The sequence below is a fragment of the Clostridium sp. genome (assembly GCF_018372875.1).
In the GTDB taxonomy this organism is placed as follows: domain Bacteria; phylum Bacillota; class Clostridia; order Clostridiales; family Clostridiaceae; genus Clostridium.
Genome location: NZ_JAHAIF010000002.1, coordinates 169,594 through 188,977, shown reverse-complemented (window position 1 = coordinate 188,977; position 19,384 = coordinate 169,594). Strand labels below are relative to the sequence as shown.

Below are 19,384 nucleotides of genomic sequence, written 5' to 3'. Positions count from 1 at the left end.
ATAGAATTTATTATAAGTAAATTTATAAAAGTGTATATAAAGGAGAAGAAAATGAGAGAGTTATTTGAAAAGTGGTTATATGATAACACTAATTTAAAAGAAGGAACTATTAATTCATATGGTTCTGCTATAAATTCTGTTACAGAATTTATAAAAGAAAACAAAATTATAGATAAAGATATTTATAGGATTAATGAAATAAATGAATTGAAACAAGTTATTAACATAATAAATAGTTCAGAATTATACAAAAAAAGAATGACGAAACACATAAAAGATGGAGTAATGCTATCGATAAATACGAAAAATATATGGAGGGTAAATCTAATAATAAAAGTAGTATCATTAAAAAAATTAAAGAAACATATGAAAAATTAAAGGATGAAAAGAAATTATTAGATATAAAAGAATTAGAAGAAGGATATAGAAAATTTTATGATAGATTCAATCCTGAAAAGTTAAGTATGCTTGAGGGAGAAGAGTTAGCGGAGACAATTTTTAATATTAGTAATAAGGATAGTTTAGTTTATTGGTTAGAATTTAAGAATGATGACGAATTTAAGACAAGTACGAAGAGTTATGGAAGTATTTCTGGTGGAAGTTCATATAAATATATACTTTATAAGAAAAGCAGTGAGGATAAATGGATAACTGGAAGTCCACACAATTCTATAATATTAACTAAAGATCAAGCGATAGATACTGCTGAAAAAATAAGAAATGAATTAGTAGAAGGTGCAAAAATAATTGGAAAATTATCACCTGATTCTGGAGTTGAAGAATATAGAATTTTACAAAATAAATTAGAAAATGTTTTATCTGATAATAATATGTGTAGCTTAGGATGGGTACATAAGTATTATCATATGATATATCCTGATAAAATAGATACATTTCATAATACTAGATGGCAGAAGCATGCATTAATTTCTTGTAATATAAAACCTGAGAAGGATAAATTGTACGTAATGGCAGGGCAGTTGATGCAAGTTGTTAAAGAAATTGGGATTCAAACAAGTTATGTAATGATTTCAATGATCGAGTTATTTGGAGAGCCTTTGAATTATTATAGAATTAATACAACTTCTATAAGTGGTGATAAAAACTGTTGGGATGAGATGAGGAGTAATAGTTATGTATCAATTGGATGGTCAGAAGTTGGAGACCTACGAAAATATGATAATCAAGATATAAAAGAAGTAAAAAATAATATATCTTATGTTTTAGAAAGTAAATATAAATACGAGTCACCTGTAATTGGTAGAATTTCTAATCAAATAAAAGTTTTTTATAAAAATATTGAGGTTGGAGATATAGTTGTTGCGGTAAGGGAAGATATAGTACTTGGAATTGGACAAGTAGAAGGGAAATATGAGTATTTAGAAGACAAAGATTTTCCACATATAATAAGAGTTAATTGGATTAATTTAAGAGAAAATAGGTTACCTAATTCAAAAGAAGGATATGGAACAACAGTATATCAATATAGAGATATAGATAATATTTTATATATAAATCAATTAAGTGAAGTAAAATATGTAGATATGGTAAGTAGCGATAGGAATGATAGTGAGTGTGCGAGTTGTAGTAATTGCGAAAGTAAGAATCAAATATTATACGGACCTCCAGGAACAGGAAAAACTTATAATGTTATAAGTAGAGCATTAGAGATAATTGATAAAGAAAAGTACAAGTCACTTATAGAAAATGAAGAAAATAGAGATGAAGTTGTCTTAGAATTTAATAAGCTTTTAGAAGAAGGACAAATAGCCTTCTGTACATTCCACCAATCCTATGGTTATGAAGAATTTGTGGAGGGTCTTAGAAGTGATGAAGAAGGAAAAGGATTTGTAGTTCAGCCAGGTATATTTAAATTAATTTGTGAGAAGGCATCTGCAAAGGCTCAAGAGTGGTTACCTAAATATGATTTTGATGAAAATAAGATAAACTTTTATAAGATGGCATTAGGAAATAAGTTAGATAATGATGAGTCTATATACAATTACTGCATTGATAATAATTGTGTTGCACTTGGATGGGGAGAAAATATAGATTTTTCTAAATGCAAAGCAGATTGTGATGTTAAAGAAATGTATAGTGGTGTAAGTGGTGGAGCATTATCAGCTGTAAAATGTTTTGTTACAAGCGTTAAAAAAGATGACATAGTTATTATAGGGGATGGTATGAAAAAGGCAAGAGCTATTGGAAGGGTTATTGGGGACTATGAATTTAATGAAGATACTCCAATAGGATATAATCACTTCAGAAAGGTAGAGTGGTTATATAAAGATGGTAATTTAGATAAGACAGATATATTAAAGTCAAAGAGTTTATCTCAAGGTTCTATATATAAGTTTAAAACTGAGGATTTAAATTTAAGCAGAATAAGAGAATTAATTTCTCATAAAAGTGAACAATCAGAAAATGTTAAAAATTATGTTCTTATTATAGATGAAATAAATAGAGGAAATATATCAAAGATATTTGGGGAATTAATTACTCTAATTGAAGAGGATAAGAGGCTTGGTGAAAAAAATGAACTTAAAGTAACATTGCCATATTCCAATGATAAGTTTGGTGTTCCAAGTAATGTTTACATTTTAGGGACAATGAATACAGCAGATAGGTCAATTGCATTATTGGATACAGCCTTAAGAAGAAGATTTACTTTTAAAGAGTACATGCCTGATGTAAGTAAGATAAGTGTTGATGTAGATGGTATTAATGTTGGTAGATTTTTAGATGTTATAAACAAGAGGGTTGAGTATTTATTTGATAGGGATCATACTATTGGGCATGCTTATTTTATGAAAGATAATTTAACTTTTGAGGATTTAGTATTAATTATGAAAAATAAGATAATACCACTTCTTCAAGAATATTTCTATGGTGACTGGGAAAAAGTTGAACTTATTTTAGGTGGGGCAGGAATAAATAATGATTACTTTATAAATAAAAAGAAGGTTAATGTAAGTGGATTATTTAAAACAAATATTATAGATAATTATCAAGAACAATATATTTATTCAATAGTAGATAATCCAACTAAAGAAGCATTTCTAAATGTTTATGAAGGAATAACTGAATGATAATGAGGAGTAGTAATATGAGGCATATAACTATTCAGGAGTGTTTTGAAAGTTTAAAGATAGATAATAATGTAGATTGTAAAACAATAAGCCAAGAAGAAGCAGATGAGCTTAGTGAGTATATAAAAAGTAACCTTGATAGAGATAATTTTATATGGGATAGGAATACAATTACTATTATTAATTACGTTGGATACATTAAGTTGTCAACTGTTGATATAGAAATATTACCAAAGGTAAGTATAAATAATAATAGTCCTGAAGAGGAAAGAAAAGCGCTATTAAATATGCTTGCTAGATGCGGAATTATAAAAGTTAATTATTCAGAAATTAATCATCTTAATATGTATAAAATGAGTTTAGATGAAATACTTTCTTATCTTTTTGCAATAAAGCTTCAAAAGGAACTAAGTAAGGGACCATATCAGGAGTATATATCTACAGAGGAGAATATAGGAACATTAAAGGGGAAGCTTGTGGTTAATCAGCAGATTAAGAATATAGCTTCTGCAAAACCAAAGGCTTTCTGTAGATATGAAGAGTTTTCGATAAATAATACTTTAAATCAGATTTTTGTATATTGTATAACAAATCTAATTAAAGGAATAAGAAATCAGCAAACTATAAAAATTCTAAGGCATATGCAAACTTACTTTACTGAAGTTACAGAAAGAGAGATAGGTAATTTAGAAGTTAATAATTATAAATTTACTAGATTAAATGATAGATTTGAGGAAGCATTTATTTTAGCTAAAATGCTACTTAGGGGATATTCATCATTAGGAAGTAGGGGAAATGATAAGGCATTTTCTATATTGTTTAGGATGGATGAAGTTTTTGAAAAGTATATAACTAAGTTATTGTATATTACACTAGAAGATGGAGTGATTCACTCTCAACATTCTAAATATAAACTTCTTGTTAGTGAAAATACTAATAAAGGAATATTTCAGTTAAAGCCTGATATTGTTATTGTGAAGGATGGTAAAGAGCAACTTATAATGGATACAAAGTGGAAAAGGATATCTAGTGCCTACAATAGGCATGGTGTAAAAAGGGAGGATCTTTATCAAATGTATGCCTACCTTACAAGATATAAGGATGTACATAATGTTATTCTATTATATCCCCATAATATCCTTGTGTCAGGTGAGGAGAATATATATCATGAATCATGGTTTTTAGAGGATGACAATAAAAAGAAAATTAGAATTTATACTATTAACTTAGAAAATGAGAAAGTAACTATTGAAAATTTAAGGGGGATTATTCAGTCAATAGAAAATTGAATTATAGGGGGTGAATGTATGGGCGGATTGATAAATTTTGTACAGATTTTTGTATTAATTATTGGTGGATTATTTGCAGCAACTTATTTAAGAAGAGTGATTGGAGAAGAGAATATTAGTCCTCGTTATGGTATATTTGGCGGAATATTAGTAGGAGCTTATTTCTTTTGGTCAATATATGGATTAATGTTCAAACTTTCAGGAATAGAGTGGATAGAGAAATATTCAATTATTCCAGTTTATATATTTATGCATTTAATTATTTTTGGAGGTTTATTTTTTATTTTTACTTATTTAATGATAGTGCCTTATGAAATGTATTATTTAAGTCAGGATAATATTATTAGAAGTTTAATAGAAAAGTTAATGAATAAGGTTATCATTTTTTTTAATAATCATAGTAAAGCAGAAAAGTTTTTAAAGATACTAAATAGAATAATGAATCCTTTTAGAAAAATAGGTGATAGCGCAAACATAAATTTAGCTAAGTGGATAAAAACTTTAATGTTAATAAGTTATTTAATATCAGGGGTTATTCTATTATCTTACTTTACGAATCAAATGGAAGCAAATGGAGCAGTATTAGATGCTCAGTCTTTTAAGCGTGATTATGAATTATATAAAACTGTGTTTGTAACTAGTTTGATTCCTTTTACTATTAATTACATAAAAGATATAGGTAAGGAAGCATCACAACAATAAAACATTAAAAAGTAATTAAACTACTTCTAAATAACTAGGAGTAGTTTTTTATATTTTCACAACAAAGCATAGAAACGAAACCAGATGACAGGAGTTGGTCTAAATAGGTATAAATATGGCAATAGACAATTATATTTTAAGGAATATTATGTTAATACAGTAGTTAGAAATAAAAAAAGTTATACAAGAATATATAAAAAATCAAATACAGGAACATATAGCATATGAACAAATGAGTTTAAAAGAATATATCTACCTCTTGATTATAGAGGTAGTATAACCACTTTCAATTGGCTTAATTAATTCAGTGAAAAATTTAGGTTAACAATTCATGTATTTCTTTTTAAACTCATAATATTTAAGAGTAAGAATTATATAAGGAGAATACAAATTGAAGATTATTTCAGTAATAAATTATAAGGGAGGAGTTGGAAAAAGTACTTTAGTATCAAACCTAGGTGCACTCTTATCTGAAAAATATAATAAAAATGTTCTTTTAGTTGATTTAGATCCTCAAGCTAGTTTAACTTTTCTACTAATGTCTGTTGATGACTGGAGAAAATATTATAAAAATGAGCGTACAATAAGGACATGGTTTAATAACTCAATAAATTCCAAAAAAGAGTGTGATATAAATGAGTTTATTACGTATGATTTAAAAGTAAATAGGATACTAGAAGAAAGAGGTAAAGGATCTATAGCATTGATTCCATCTCATACAGATTTATATAGCATACAAATTGATCTTGCAAGAAACATAACAGGAAATAAACCTAGAAATACCGCTAGAAGTTTCATGAAATGTATATCAAAGTTAAATAATGGTTTTAAGGGGATAAAGGATAATAAGTTTGATTACATATTACTAGATTGTCAACCAAGCTTTGATATAATTACTCAAAGTGCAGTTTATTCAAGCGATGCATTTATAATTCCGACAAAATTAGATTATTTATCTACAATTGGAGTACCTACTTTGCAAGAGCATGTAAATACTTTATTTAATAAAATAGAATATTGTATACAAGAGTATGAATTTAAAAGTTATAAGACAGGTAGAGCTAAGTTACTTGGTGTGGTAGGTACAATGGTTAAATTCAGAAGAAATAGAGAAGTAATATTAAATAGGCAGTACAGGGATCAGTTACAAAAACAGGGTATAAGAGTGCTAAATAATAGTATTAAAGTATGCGAAAGAGAAATAGATAATGATATTCAAATCCCTTATGTTATGAAAAGTGGAAATCTAAAGAATGATGAGCTATATAAGGAATTTGAAGGGGTATTAGAGGAGATATTATATGAGCTATAATATGGATAAAAATAAGGTGATTAAAATAAGTAAACTTGTATTTGACTATGTTTTAAATATGGATGATAAATCAATAGATAAGCTACTTTATGGGCAAGCAAAGTTAGAAATTAATGAAAAGGAAAAAAAAATAAAAACTAATGAAAAAAGAATAAAGATAAGTAGTTTTATTAATATGGTAGTGGAACTAAGTGATAAGAATGATGTTAGAAATTTAATTAATAAAGAAAAACTCACAGTTAAAGAACTAAAGGATATTGCCAAAGCTCTGAATATATCATTAAGAAGTAAGGCTGTTAAAAGTGAAATTATTGATAAAATAGTTGAAGGAACAGCAGGAGCAAAAATAAAAATGAATATATTAAAAAATGATAATTACTAAATTCTAATTTACAAAGAAAGAATAAAGAATATATTAACTACTTCTAAGTAATCAGGAGTAGTTTTTTTATTTTCACCACAAAGCATAGAAACGAAATCAAATGACAGAAGATAGTCTAAAGTTACAAAATATGGTATAATTTTGAAAAAAGTATTTACTACTGGGGGGATAATATGTCTTTTATAAAGAATTTGTTAGATATTAGGGAGATAAAAGGTCCAGAGTTCTATAAAGATTTTGAAAGTGAAAATAAGCAATTATATGATCTTGAAGAGCTCTTTTCTAGAGTAAAAAGCGAAAAAAGAAAGAAAATACAACGAGACATAATAAATCTAAAGATAGGTCTAGAAGGGGAAAGGGCAGTAAGCTATGAGCTAAAAAATTCTTTTATTCCAATGATTTGTTTACATGATATAAGAATTGAAAATGCTGGTTATGTTGCTCAAATGGACTATATCTTGATTACAGAATATTTTATTATGGTACTTGAAACTAAAAAACTTAATGGAGATATTGTAATAAATGAAGCAGGAGAGTTTATAAGAAGATTTAAAACTAAAGAAGGAAAGGTCTTTAAGCAAGAGGGAATGTATAGCCCAATTGCTCAGAATGAAAGACATATAAGAATACTAGAAAATTTCTTAAAGGGTAATGGAATAATTAAAAGAGTGCCAATTTATTCTACAGTAATAATTGCAAATCCTAAAGCTATTATAAATAGAAGTAAAGCACCTTATGCTATAAGAAATGGCATTTATAAATATGATCAAATAACAAATATGTTAAAGAAAAAGATAAGTAAATGCCAAAAGGATGGCAAGATGTTTGAAAGTCACATGGTTAAAATAGCTGAATTCTTATTAGAGAATAATAAGGAGATAACTTTTGATTATAATGCTAAGTATGGATTAACAGAAGAGGATTTTAAAGAATCTATAGTTGAAGAGGCTTCTGAGGTTTTGGTAGATGAAGAAGTCATTGCTAGTGAAGCAGTTGAAAATGAGCAAGTAGCAGATAATGCAAGTGATTTATATGAAGAGATAAGAAAGTATAGATATAATAAATCAAAGGAAGAAGGAAATAAGCCATATTTTCTTTTCAATAATAATACCTTAGATTTATTGGTTAAGGAAAGACCAAAAACAAAGGAAGAGCTTTTGAAAGTTCAAGGCTTTGGACAGGTTAAGGTAGATAAGTATGGTGATGATGTGTTAAACATAATAAATAAATATATAAATATGTAAATATGTAAATAAGAAAAAAATCCCTTTAGATTTATCCAAAAGGGATTTTTATATTTAAATTTCAAATTCTATTTGAGCCATTTGATTAACTGCATCTATAATTTGATAAAAACCTAATCTATTTATTTTAAAATGTCTATAATTATATATTTGAACTATATCCGCCTTGTTTGATGTTGATAACTCTCCAACGCTTGTACAAATTAGAGGGAAGTTCATTTCTTTTTGCTTTGTAATATATATTTCTATATAATGCATAAGATTAAATTCTTGATTAAAATTAGTTCTAAATGGAGTTCCCATATATACACTTATTTTACTTCCATCTAATCCTTTTAAATCTAAAAATATTTCATCTGAATAGATTCTAATTCCATCAATAATTCCATGAATTTCTTTAAAAGTATTAATATCTTTTGAGGAAATTTCAGCTACCTCCCTCTTATAGATAAAAGGTTCCTTTCCCTCAATTATATTTTTTCCTTGTCCAGTTGTAACAGGAGTACCAGATAATTCAATAGAAGCAGCTAATGTATTATCTTGAATTGAAACTATCTTCTTTTTTCTCTTTATCATTTGAGTTGTTTTATCTTTGGATGGATATAACTTATTGAGAAATGTTTTATAAGCATCATCAAGTACTTTTTGAATATGAGATTCTGAGATGTTTATATCATCCCCGCCTATATGAAGCACCGGCTTTTTACCTTTTTTATGTTTAATCTCATTAGGACAGCCCTTTTTATGATTGCTTCCTTGTAGGGTACTAAAGTATCTTACAAATTTACCTTTCTGTCTTTCATTAAATACTAACTGAGCATCACAATCTTCTTGTTCACAATATAGCTTGCCACGATAAGTTCTTTCATACTGTTTTGGTGTAATTGACTTTGCTTCTATTAAAATATTCTCCTCTGTAGATATATAACGTGCTTTTTTCATATTATCTCCTTTTTGAAAATATTCTGATAACTTAAGGGTAAAACAATAAAAATAAAATGTCAAATATTTGAAGATTTTTGGTGAAATATAATATGGATTTTTCAATATAGTAGAATATAAGTTAAAATGGTAAAATATAGATGTAAAGTTTATATTAAGGAGAAAGACTGTGGATATAAATAAAAACCTAATAATGGTTAAAAATAAAAATGGAGAATTTGAAGACAAAACCCAAAAGATAAAATGGATTAATGATTATAAGGACACGTGGAAGCGTAAAGTTACATATACAAATGATAAATCATACACTTACAACTATGACAATGTGAAATGGTTTAAAGATCCTACGGAAATAGATTCCAAATCTAATGTAGTATTCCACAAAGGAGAGCCAAGAAATGGAGCATTAAAAATCCTAGATTTTAATGAATATATAAAACTCTTTTTCAAAAATGATTACACTGAAGTTTATAAAAAAAGATACATAAGAATAGAAAAGTCATCTCTAGACAGTGCAAAATCTAAAAACTGTTTTAAGTATTTAAAGCAGCTATCCTCACTAATAAAGATAGAAGAAGCAAGTTTCCTAGAAAAACAATATGAAAAAATAGACTTTATAAGTCCTAATAGTGTTTTATCAAAATATCTTCATGGTGAAAATCCAAAGGAAAGAAAAAAATATGATAGTTTTATATATCCCTTTGGATTTAATATAAGTCAAAAGGAGGGGACAGAAAAGGCTCTAAATAGTGAAATTAGCATAATTGAGGGGCCTCCTGGTACAGGAAAAACTCAAACAATTTTAAATATTATATCCAATGCAATAATTAATAATAAAACTGTAGGAGTTGTATCAAACAATAACTCTGCAACCTCAAATGTTATAGAAAAGCTTGATAAATATGGTGTTGGCTTTATAGCTGCCTTTCTTGGAAATACAGAAAATAAAGAGAGGTTTATAGATAGCCAAGATGGATCTTATCCTTCTATGGAAGGATGGTTCCTTAATTTTAGTGATGAAAAGGAACTTAAGAACAAGTTACTTCAGGTAGAAAAAGATTTAAACCAAATGCTAAATAGAAAAAATGAATTAGCAAAGCTAAGGGAAGAATTAGATGGAATAGATGTGGAGAAGGAGCATTATTTAAGTTCTACTGAAAAGTCTAATATACTTCCTTATAGGAGCTTCTATAGAAAAACTCCAGATAGAATACTTACTTTATGGAATAATATCCAGTATCACATAGAAAATAAGGGTGATTTTACTATCTTAGATAAGGTTAAGTATTTAATTAAGTTTGGTATATATTCCTTTAAGTTTTATGATAACCCTAGTGAAGAGGTGGTTTTATTATTACAGAACTTATATTATGCTATGAAAATTGAAGAGGGTGAGAAAAGAATCACTGAAATAAGCAAGTCCCTAGAAAGATATAAGTTTGAAGATAAGATGAAGGAGTATACAGACCTTTCTATGAAGTTATTTAAATCTAGTTTATATAAAAGAAAGGGAAACAATAGCGTAAGAAACAAGTTTTCTAAGAATGATTTATGGAAGAACTTTGGAGAGGTGGTTAGGGAGTATCCTGTAATTTTAAGTACCACTCATTCCTTAAGAAATTCCATAGGAGAAAACTATTTATTTGATTATGTAATTATAGATGAATCCTCACAAGTTGATATTGTTTCAGGGGCTTTAGCCCTATCTTGTGGAAAGAATGTTGTAATTGTTGGAGATGAGAAGCAATTGCCTAATGTTGTACCTGAAGAGTTAAAAATGAAAACGAATGAGGTGTTCAATAGCTATGATTTAGATGGGGCTTATAATTATAGTGAAAAGAGCTTGCTTACCTCTATAAAAACATTGTATCCAGAGGTTCCTTACACTCTTTTAAAGGAGCATTATAGATGTAATCCTAAGATAATAGGCTTTTGCAATGAAAAATTTTATAATGGGAAGCTTATTCCTTTAACTGAAAATAATATAGATAATCCTCTAATGGTTTATAAAACAGTGGAGGGGAATCATGCAAGAGGTAAGTTTAATCAAAGGGAGCTTGATGTTATCTTTGATGAAGTAATTCCTAAGGAAAATCTACAAAATTTAAATGAATCCATAGGGATAATATCTCCCTATAGACTTCAAGCAAATGAGGTAAAGAAATATATTGGTGACTTAGATATTGAAGCAGACACTGTTCATAAATTTCAAGGGAGGGAAAAGGATAATATTATTATTTCTACTGTTTCTAATGAGATGAATGACTTTGTAGATGATCCAAATTTAATTAATGTTGCAGTTTCTAGAGCTGTTAATAGATTAATTCTTGTGGTTTCTGGAAATAAGGAATTTATTGAAACTAATAGCAATATTGGAGATTTAATTAGATATATTAGCTACAACAATGTGGAGTGCATAAAGGAAAGCAAGGTTAACTCTGTTTTTGATTATTTATATAAATCCTATAATGATAAAAGGTTAGAGCTATTAAAGAACACAAATAAATCAATGTATGATTCTGAAAATCTTATGGTAAATTTATTAGAAGGGATTTTGGAGGATGAGAAATATTTAAGCATAGGCTATGATATGCATTATCCTTTGAGAAACTTAATAAAGGATACTTCTTTACTTAATGATAGGGAGAAAAGCTATGTAGGAAATATTAATACTCATGTGGATTTTATATTGTTTAATAAGCTTGATAAAGCTCCTGTTTTGGTTATTGAAGTTGATGGATTTAAGTATCATGATGAAAATGAAACTCAGCTAGAACGTGATAAGATTAAGAATTCTGTTTTAGAAAAGTATGATATTCCTTATTTAAGATTGAAGACTAATGGTAGTGATGAAGAAAATAAGGTAAGAAAAGTGTTAAATGGCATTCTAAAATTAGAAGAAAATATAAAATAAAGGATAGTAATTTTATAATTTCCTTACATTTTTAAAATTTATTTTATCAAAATCCATTCAAACCCGCATTTTTACTATAACTTCTTAAGAACTTAAGAACTTAAGAAGTTAAGTTTTTTTCTTTATCTTTAGTATAAGTGGGGGATATTTGTTTTTATGGAGCTTGCGACGGAACAAGCAAAATAAATACCCCCCAACATTTTTTAGATTAATCTTGTACTTCTCTGTTTGATTCTATAGTTTTATGTTTTCCAATTGGTTTAACATTTATATTAGATCTATATTCTGTTTCTGCCCAGTATATATTTTCAGCAACTAAGGCTTCAGGGTTTAGTTCAACTCCATCTAAAATTATTTCTTTAAACCTATGATATCCAGCCCTATCTATTAAGTGGCCTCCATGTAAGTATTCAGGTTTATAATCCAAAGCCCAAGCAGAAAACTTTTGCCAGTTTGCAAACATTCCTAATACTACATCTTCAGTAACAAAGTTTAAGAAAGTTTTACCCATTCTAGGAGTTTGCTTTCCAGTTCTTCCACCTATAACAACCCTATAGAATTTTTGAGGACTTCTTGTCCATGCACTTGCAGGGCAAGCTAGAACACATTCACCACAACCAACACAGCAGCATGGGTCTTTATCTACAAGTCCATTTTTATTTAAGCTTAAAACTCTAGTTGCATGATGTTCACATGCTTTTACACAAGCACCACAACCAATGCATCTTTCAGGATGATATATCATTCTAGCTTGACCAATAACACCAAAGTCTTGGAAATGAGCTTTAGCACAATCATTTGGACAACCTGATACTGAAACTTTAATATGGTAGTGAGAAGGGAAGACTAGGCTTTCTATTTTATTTGCTAAATCCTTAGTGTTAGCATTTGCTTTTATACAATGAGAATTACCTATACATGCCATAACATTTCTAGCACCTATTGTAGGATATCCATTTTCATCTACTGTCATATTACAGTTACACTCATCAACTTCAACTTCTTTTAAATAATTAGAAATATACTCATTAACAGAAGGAATGTTTTCATATTTAATTCCAGGGATACTGAAGGTTTGTCTCATTCCCATATGAAAAGTACCATTTCCATAAGTTTCTGCAATGTATTGAATATCACTTAAATATTTAGCATTAACAAGACCTCCTGGTACACGCATTTGAAGCATAAATTCTCCAGGAACCTTTGATTGACGAAAACAATTTAATCTAACCTTTTTAATATCTATATCATGATTCATAAAAGTATCCTCCTAGTCTAATAATGATTTAGCCTTAGTATAGTTAAATACAGGGCCCTCTAAGCATACATAAGTTTCATCAATTCTACAGTGTCCACATTTACCAACAGCACAAGACATTTTTCTTTCAAAGGATACCCAAATTTTTTCTTCAGGAACACCAAGTTTTAGCATTTCAAGAGCTGTAAAGTGCATCATTACTGGGGGACCAACTATAATAACTTCATAGTTATCTTCAAAAGAGTCTAAAGGAAGTTTTGATAAATGATTAGTTACAAGACCTTGTTCCCAACCATCTTTTTCACCCTTATCTAGTGTATATATTGTATTAAATTTCTCTTTCCATTTATCTAATTCAGGTTTGAACAATATAGAATCTGCATTCTTAAAGCCAAAGATTAAATTTAATGATTTAACATAATCTTCTTCAATGTAAAATTTATTAATCATGCTTCTTACAGGGGCAACTCCTGTACCACCAGCAATTATAACTAAATTTTTATTTTTGAACTTTTCAACTGGCCAGCCTTTGCCATATGCTCCTCTTAAGAAGATTTTATCTCCTGATTGTAATTTGAAAAGCTCATCAGTTACCTTTCCAACAGCTCTTATTGTAAAGTCCATATAACCTAGTCCAAATCCACTTACAGAAATAGGGGCTTCACCGATTTTAGGAAGGGATAGTTGTAAGAATTGTCCATGTTCAGGAACTATATCAGTTGCAACTCTAAAAGTGTATTCACAATTAGTTTCATGAGTAACGCTAATAATTTCATATGATTTAGGTGTTAATATATTGTTTTCCATATTATTTTCCCTCCATAATTTCATTAACTGCATTATTTACTTTGTTTATTGTAGCTGTAATTGAAATATGTTCAGGGCATCTATCAGTACATCTACCACAACCAACACACATATGCTCATCTCCAAATTGAGCTTTATAATCATGAATTTTATGAAGTACTTTATATCTCATTTTATCTGCCTTAGTTGTTCTAAAGTTATGCCCTCCAGCCATCTCATCAAAACCATCTATGTGACAGGATGCTTGTACTCTTCTTCTTTCACCAATTTTACCTAAAGAGTCATATACAATATCACGTGTAGTGTAGCAAGAACATGTGCTACAAGCTATTGTACAACTTCCACAACCAAGGCATCTTTTGTTGTATTCATCCCACATTGGATGATTTTTAAGTTTTATTAATATTTCTTTATCATTAATTTCAGGAATTGTTACCTTTGCTTGGTTTTCTTCAATAAATTTTAGTTCAAATTCTTCTTCTGTTTTATCATTGAAAAATTTACTAAATTCCTTATCTTTAACATCAAAAAGTAAAGAAGATTCATTAAATCTTACAGCTAAAGAGTAATCATCAGTTTTATTACTGTTCATTGATACGCAGAAGCAAGTATCAAAACCATCAACACATTCAATACAAATAAATTTAACTCTTTCTCTTATCCTTTTATAGAAGGTATCTTCAAAGTTACCATTGTGAAGATAAATCATGTCTTGTCTTCTTTGTGCATTAATATCACAAGGTCTAGCAAAAATTAATATCTTTTTGTTATGGCCTACAGAACTTTCTCTAAATTCATCTTCTGTAAAGTAATAAAGGGTTTGAGTAATAGGGGTTATTACTTCCTTTACTGGATAGTGTGATTTTTCTTTAAACTCAATTTCTTCTACAGTAGATATTTCATCATACTTTATAATGTCTGTGTCTGAGTATCTACCTTGCTTTTTAAATCTCTTTGGTGCATAAATCTTGTATTCTTTCTTTAAGTCTTCAAATAAAGTATTTACTTCTTGGAATGATAGATTATATCCCATATAATACCTCCTAAAATAGTTTTATTTTTAACAATCTTTCTAATTTGATTATATAGCTACATGTGAAAAAAATATAATATCAAAAAAATGTGGTAATCATAAGGAAAACCTATAATAAAAATATTAGTATTTGTGTAGAAGAATTTGTAAAGGAAGTATTGAATAATACTACGAATAATTATTATTAAATAGTATTGACACAATAGTAGAAGTACATATAAAATATTAAAGTAAAAATTTCAAATGGAGGTAATTTATGCAGAGAAATGGTAAGATTGCCATAGTAGTTGGAACGATAATAGTTATGGCGTTGACATCTGGAGTTTATTATTTTACTCAATCTAAAAATACTGTTAATAACTTAAATGGTGAAGAAGATACAATTGTTCAAAATGATTCTGAAAGTAATAGCAATGATACTACTATTAATGAAGAATCTTCATCAAAAGAGGAACAAAATTCAAATAGTTTAACAAATGACAATGCTGGTAGCAATATAGGAAGTTCATCTTCAACTAGTGGACAAGTTAATAGACCTAACCAAGATACTAGTGAAAAACCAAATGAAAAGCCAGGAGCTTTGGAAGATTCAAGTGAAATAGAAAAACCTGAAAAGCCAGAAGAACCTGAAAATCCAGAAGAACCTGAAAATCCAGGGGAAGAAGAAAAGCCAGAGGAGCCTGAAGTACCTGAAGTACCTGAAGAAACAATAGGTGATCTTGAAATAGCAAAGGATGATTTAGTAGATGGTGTACTAACAATATCAAACAAGTCATTTAATAATGTTTCAATAGATTCATCTGTAGTTAATGGAAAAATAATATTAGACAATGTAGAGATTAAAGAAAAACTAATATTAAAGGATGGTGCAAAGTACCAAGTTCAGCTTAAGAACTCATCAGTACCAAATGTAAAGTTAGAAAGCAAGGAATTAGGCAGATATCGTAATGTATCACTTGATGTTAATAAAAATATAAATGGTCCAACTCTACATTTAGAAAATGTTAAAGAAATAAATAATGTAGACATTAATGGAAACATATCTATTTTAGGTGATGGAAGTATTGATAATGTAAATATTCAAAATGGTACATTAGTTCTTGAAGCATCTACAAAAAACTTAAACATAGATAAAAACTCAAATAATGCTGACATAACAATTAATAAGACAGTAAGTGAAGTTAATGATAATGGTAGCAACACAATTCTTGGAGTTAATTCTAATGTAGAAAGGGTTAATTCTAATGGTTATAAGAGCAGTATCTATATTAAAGATGGAGCTATGGTGGGACAAGCAATTATCAATGGTGATTCATCAAAGGTAATGGGAAATGGTAAAGTTAATTCAGTAAAGGTTAATGGAAATAATGCAGGTATCTATACTGAAATACCTAAAGAAAATATCACAATAAATGAAGGCGTTAATAATACCTTTATTGGTAGAGAAGAAAAATATGAAATAAGCAATATTACTTTAAAACAACAAGGTATAATTGAATTTACTTTAAATGAAGCTACAAGTAGAGCAATAACATTATCAGAACTTTCTATTATATGTCATGGTGGAAACACTATGAGTGTACTTAATGTATCAACAAAAGATAATAAAACATACACATTAAATACATCATATTTTAAAGATAATACATATGAGTTATATCTTACATTACCAAATGGGAAAATAATAAGTAAAGAATTTGTTTATAGCTATAATCACCCAATAGCTTCAAAGGTTGTTGCAAGTAGAACTAGTGAAAATGAAGGAATTCTTGATGTTTATGGAGTTGATGAAGGTGGATATCTATACTATAAGGTAGAGAAGAAGAGTCTTTTCTCTTTCTTTAGAAATAAAAGTGTAGATAATATCAAAGAAGATGGTATTAAGGTACCTATAACTACAGAGTATAACGAGATAGCAATATCAAACCTAGAAGAAAATAGTGAATATGATGTTTATTATGTAATGGAAGGGTATGATGGAAGAACATCTCCAGTTTATGGTCCTATTAAACTAGGTAAGTATGATGAAAGTCAAGTAGATAGTGAATATAAGTTAGACTATGCTGAAGAGGTTGTAGCTAATAGATTCGTATTTACATTTAATAAGCCAGTTAAGGGAGAATTAAAACTAGAGGACTTTAGTATTATATGTCCAAGTGAATCTGCCCTTACAACTAAAGGTGCAAAGTTTATTGTAAGCTCAGATAAGCAAACTTATACAATTATTGTACCAGACAATTATGGACACAATGATAATAAATATACTGTTAAGGTAAATATGCCTGATGGAAGTGTTGTTGAGGGATCATTTAGATCACATTTCAATCCTCCTGTAATAGCTGGAGATTCTATAGATCATTATTCGAAGAACAAGATAAAGTTTAGCTTTAATTCAGATGAATATGGAACATTATATTATGGAGTATATGAGTGGAATAATTCAGTATATGCTGGGGAGTCAACTACACCAATGGCTGAGGATGTACTAAGTGGTAAGATTAAGGGCACAGAAGCAAAGTTAAATTCAGGATATAATGAGTTAGATATAGATTTGTCAGGATACAATTTAACTAATAAATCTAGATTATGGGTTTTATTTGTTGATTTTGATGGAAATTATCGTAGGGGATTTGTAGACCACTTTAAGATTCCAGAATTTAAGGGTGAACCTGATAATGGAGGAGAAGAGGATAAGTCTTCATTAGATATTATAAATCTTGAAGTATCAGAAGGTTGGAACGGTACGATGTTAAACCTAACATTTAATGAGGATTTAAAATATACATTTGGACAAAATGAGATAAAGTTACAATCATTAAGTGGAGCAAATTTACCAGGAAAAATTAATATGTCTGTATCCTTCCCATGGGATAAACTTAATTATGCAAGTGTTGAATTCAATCGAGTATACTTATCTGCTGGAGATTATCGTATAACTATTAATACTTACGATTCAAAGGATAGGCCAGTTAAGATAGTGAAAGAGTTTACTGTAGAATAATAAAGAATGAACTGTTACAGAATTATTTTTTGTAACAGTTCTTTTTATATACAAATTAGTGTAGGGGTTACTTATTTTTTCTTTTTAATAAATATATCTATATAATACATAAGATTAAATTCTTGATTAAAATTAGTTTTAAATAAAGTTTCAATATCTACACTTACAATTATAAATGATGTGTATAGCGCATGTATGAATAAGGATTGTTCTGTTAGTGATATTGATAAAGCTATTGGAGAGCTTTCGTTAGCTGTAGATAATGGTAAAAATCTTGAAACTTTAGAGGATTATCTTAATTTTTTTATGCACTATGATGAAGTAGATGAAGAACACACAGATATTGTAAATTTAAATGGTGTTCAATTAGAGATAAGTTTTCAGGATTTGCTAATAGATAAGGTTGGAAAATATATATTCTTTGAATTTACGAGAGAGTAGAGGTTAATAAAGAAAAGATTGCATTAACTATTTTTAAGTAATTAGAGGAAGTTTTTTCTTATACAATTATTTAAACAAGCTTTGAAATCTGTTAAAATGTAAATATTATGAAAGAGAAAATTTTCTTAGAGAGGATTTATACTAATGAAGATTGAAGAGTTAATAAATGGTCAATATAATAATTTAAATTCCAATGATATAATAATTGGGCGCTATATTACAAGGCATAAAATGGAGTGTAGTGAAATAAACATAGAAGAATTAGCAAAGAGATGTAATGTATCAAGAACCACAGTTATGAGGTTTTCTCAAAAGCTTGGGTTAAGTGGATTTTCAGAGCTAAAAACTATTTTAAAGTGGGAAATAAAAAACTACAGTGTTACTACAGATAACTGCATGGAAAATGTTTGTAGTAGCTACACAAAAGCTATAGCAGATATGGCAGATAGGAATTTTGATGATATTTGTGAAAAAATATATAATGCTAAACGTGTTTTAGTGTACGGCTCAGGAGCTATACAGTCCTCTGTAGCGAGAGAGATAACTAGAATATTCCTAAATGGTGGATATTATTTTTATAATTTAGAGGGCCAAGGTGAAACAGAGGTACTGTTAAATGCTATTAATCCTGGAGATGTAATGATTTTAATATCTCTTAGTGGAGAATCAAACCATATTATTAATTTTGCAAAGAAGTTAAAAATGAAGAATGTTACCATTATTTCTATTACAAAGCTTAAAAGTAATACCTTAGCTAATATTAGTGATAAAAACATATATGTTTCTACTTCAACAGTATTTTTAAACAATAATTTTGAGTATGAATCAATTAACTTGTATTTTATTGTGGTGGAATTACTATTCTTAAAATTTATTTTATATTGCAATACATTGAAAATAGACTCCTAAGGGGTCTATTTTTGTTTTCTAAAAGAAATGTGAATATTCACAGAAAATGTGAAGAATTCCT

The 19,384-nt window shown here is 28.4% G+C and carries 15 protein-coding genes; 11 read left to right on the top strand and 4 right to left on the bottom strand.

Annotated elements, in window-relative coordinates:
- Positions 1-51: 51 nt before the first annotated feature.
- The 7 genes from KIB46_RS01535 (at position 52) to KIB46_RS01505 (ending at position 8,018) form a co-directional block, all read left to right on the top strand.
- A complete protein-coding gene (locus KIB46_RS01535; protein WP_291670269.1) occupies positions 52-378 on the top strand; it encodes a hypothetical protein in 327 nt (108 codons plus the stop codon).
- A complete protein-coding gene (locus tag KIB46_RS01530; RefSeq protein WP_291670267.1) occupies positions 312-3,089 on the top strand; it encodes an AAA family ATPase in 2,778 nt (925 codons plus the stop codon). The genes KIB46_RS01535 and KIB46_RS01530 overlap by 67 nt, the downstream gene beginning before the upstream one ends.
- Positions 3,090-3,106: 17 nt before the next feature.
- Positions 3,107-4,378, top strand: coding sequence for an McrC family protein (locus KIB46_RS01525; protein ID WP_291670265.1), 1,272 nt, complete (start codon positions 3,107-3,109; stop codon positions 4,376-4,378).
- An 18-nt stretch (positions 4,379-4,396) separates the two neighbouring features.
- Positions 4,397-5,080, top strand: coding sequence for a hypothetical protein (locus KIB46_RS01520; RefSeq protein WP_291670263.1), 684 nt, complete (start codon positions 4,397-4,399; stop codon positions 5,078-5,080).
- 391 nt (positions 5,081-5,471) lie between these two features.
- Positions 5,472-6,392 carry an AAA family ATPase gene (locus tag KIB46_RS01515; protein WP_291670262.1) on the top strand — a complete coding sequence of 307 codons (921 nt, stop codon included), beginning with the start codon at positions 5,472-5,474 and terminating at the stop codon, positions 6,390-6,392.
- A complete protein-coding gene (locus KIB46_RS01510; protein ID WP_291670260.1) occupies positions 6,382-6,774 on the top strand; it encodes a Rho termination factor N-terminal domain-containing protein in 393 nt (130 codons plus the stop codon). The genes KIB46_RS01515 and KIB46_RS01510 overlap by 11 nt, the downstream gene beginning before the upstream one ends.
- 173 nt (positions 6,775-6,947) lie before the next feature.
- Positions 6,948-8,018, top strand: a complete 1,071-nt coding sequence (locus KIB46_RS01505; RefSeq protein WP_291670258.1) for an NERD domain-containing protein — start codon at positions 6,948-6,950, stop codon at positions 8,016-8,018.
- Between the two features lie 54 nt (positions 8,019-8,072).
- Here the strand turns inward: KIB46_RS01505 and KIB46_RS01500 are convergent, their stop codons facing one another.
- Positions 8,073-8,960, bottom strand: coding sequence for a hypothetical protein (locus tag KIB46_RS01500; protein ID WP_291670257.1), 888 nt, complete (start codon positions 8,958-8,960; stop codon positions 8,073-8,075).
- 169 nt (positions 8,961-9,129) lie between these two features.
- Here KIB46_RS01500 and KIB46_RS01495 point away from each other — a divergent pair, with 169 nt between their 5' ends.
- A complete protein-coding gene (locus tag KIB46_RS01495) occupies positions 9,130-11,874 on the top strand; it encodes an AAA domain-containing protein (RefSeq protein ID WP_291670255.1) in 2,745 nt (914 codons plus the stop codon).
- A gap of 208 nt (positions 11,875-12,082) precedes the next feature.
- On the opposite strand, the gene asrC is transcribed toward KIB46_RS01495, so the two are convergent.
- From asrC to asrA, 3 genes are read right to left on the bottom strand one after another with little or no spacing between them, the layout of a single operon-like run.
- Positions 12,083-13,132, bottom strand: a complete 1,050-nt coding sequence (asrC, locus tag KIB46_RS01490) for a sulfite reductase subunit C (protein ID WP_291670253.1) — start codon at positions 13,130-13,132, stop codon at positions 12,083-12,085.
- A 12-nt stretch (positions 13,133-13,144) separates the two neighbouring features.
- Entirely contained in the window at positions 13,145-13,939 is a 795-nt protein-coding gene (gene asrB, locus KIB46_RS01485; protein ID WP_156563189.1) for an anaerobic sulfite reductase subunit AsrB, read from the bottom strand.
- A gap of 1 nt (position 13,940) precedes the next feature.
- Entirely contained in the window at positions 13,941-14,972 is a 1,032-nt protein-coding gene (asrA, locus tag KIB46_RS01480) for an anaerobic sulfite reductase subunit AsrA (protein WP_291670249.1), read from the bottom strand.
- A gap of 256 nt (positions 14,973-15,228) precedes the next feature.
- Here asrA and KIB46_RS01475 point away from each other — a divergent pair, with 256 nt between their 5' ends.
- From KIB46_RS01475 to KIB46_RS01465, 3 genes are all read left to right on the top strand, one after another.
- Positions 15,229-17,973, top strand: a complete 2,745-nt coding sequence (locus KIB46_RS01475; protein ID WP_291670246.1) for a hypothetical protein — start codon at positions 15,229-15,231, stop codon at positions 17,971-17,973.
- Between the two features lie 195 nt (positions 17,974-18,168).
- On the top strand, positions 18,169-18,414 hold the full coding sequence (locus tag KIB46_RS01470) for a hypothetical protein (protein WP_291670244.1): 246 nt from the start codon (positions 18,169-18,171) through the stop codon (positions 18,412-18,414).
- A gap of 144 nt (positions 18,415-18,558) precedes the next feature.
- A complete protein-coding gene (locus KIB46_RS01465) occupies positions 18,559-19,323 on the top strand; it encodes a MurR/RpiR family transcriptional regulator (protein ID WP_291670242.1) in 765 nt (254 codons plus the stop codon).
- Positions 19,324-19,384 lie beyond the last annotated feature (61 nt).

Bases quoted from the DNA above. Each gene is read 5' to 3' on its own strand.
- KIB46_RS01535 (WP_291670269.1), top strand. From the start codon at position 52: ATGAGAGAGTTATTTGAAAAGTGGTTATATGATAACACTAATTTAAAA.
- KIB46_RS01530 (WP_291670267.1), top strand. From the start codon at position 312: ATGGAGGGTAAATCTAATAATAAAAGTAGTATCATTAAAAAAATTAAA.
- KIB46_RS01525 (WP_291670265.1), top strand. From the start codon at position 3,107: ATGAGGCATATAACTATTCAGGAGTGTTTTGAAAGTTTAAAGATAGAT.
- KIB46_RS01520 (WP_291670263.1), top strand. From the start codon at position 4,397: ATGGGCGGATTGATAAATTTTGTACAGATTTTTGTATTAATTATTGGT.
- KIB46_RS01510 (WP_291670260.1), top strand. From the start codon at position 6,382: ATGAGCTATAATATGGATAAAAATAAGGTGATTAAAATAAGTAAACTT.
- KIB46_RS01505 (WP_291670258.1), top strand. From the start codon at position 6,948: ATGTCTTTTATAAAGAATTTGTTAGATATTAGGGAGATAAAAGGTCCA.
- KIB46_RS01500 (WP_291670257.1), bottom strand. From the start codon at position 8,960: ATGAAAAAAGCACGTTATATATCTACAGAGGAGAATATTTTAATAGAA.
- asrC (WP_291670253.1), bottom strand. From the start codon at position 13,132: ATGAATCATGATATAGATATTAAAAAGGTTAGATTAAATTGTTTTCGT.
- asrB (WP_156563189.1), bottom strand. From the start codon at position 13,939: ATGGAAAACAATATATTAACACCTAAATCATATGAAATTATTAGCGTT.
- asrA (WP_291670249.1), bottom strand. From the start codon at position 14,972: ATGGGATATAATCTATCATTCCAAGAAGTAAATACTTTATTTGAAGAC.
- KIB46_RS01475 (WP_291670246.1), top strand. From the start codon at position 15,229: ATGCAGAGAAATGGTAAGATTGCCATAGTAGTTGGAACGATAATAGTT.
- KIB46_RS01470 (WP_291670244.1), top strand. From the start codon at position 18,169: ATGAATAAGGATTGTTCTGTTAGTGATATTGATAAAGCTATTGGAGAG.
- KIB46_RS01465 (WP_291670242.1), top strand. From the start codon at position 18,559: ATGAAGATTGAAGAGTTAATAAATGGTCAATATAATAATTTAAATTCC.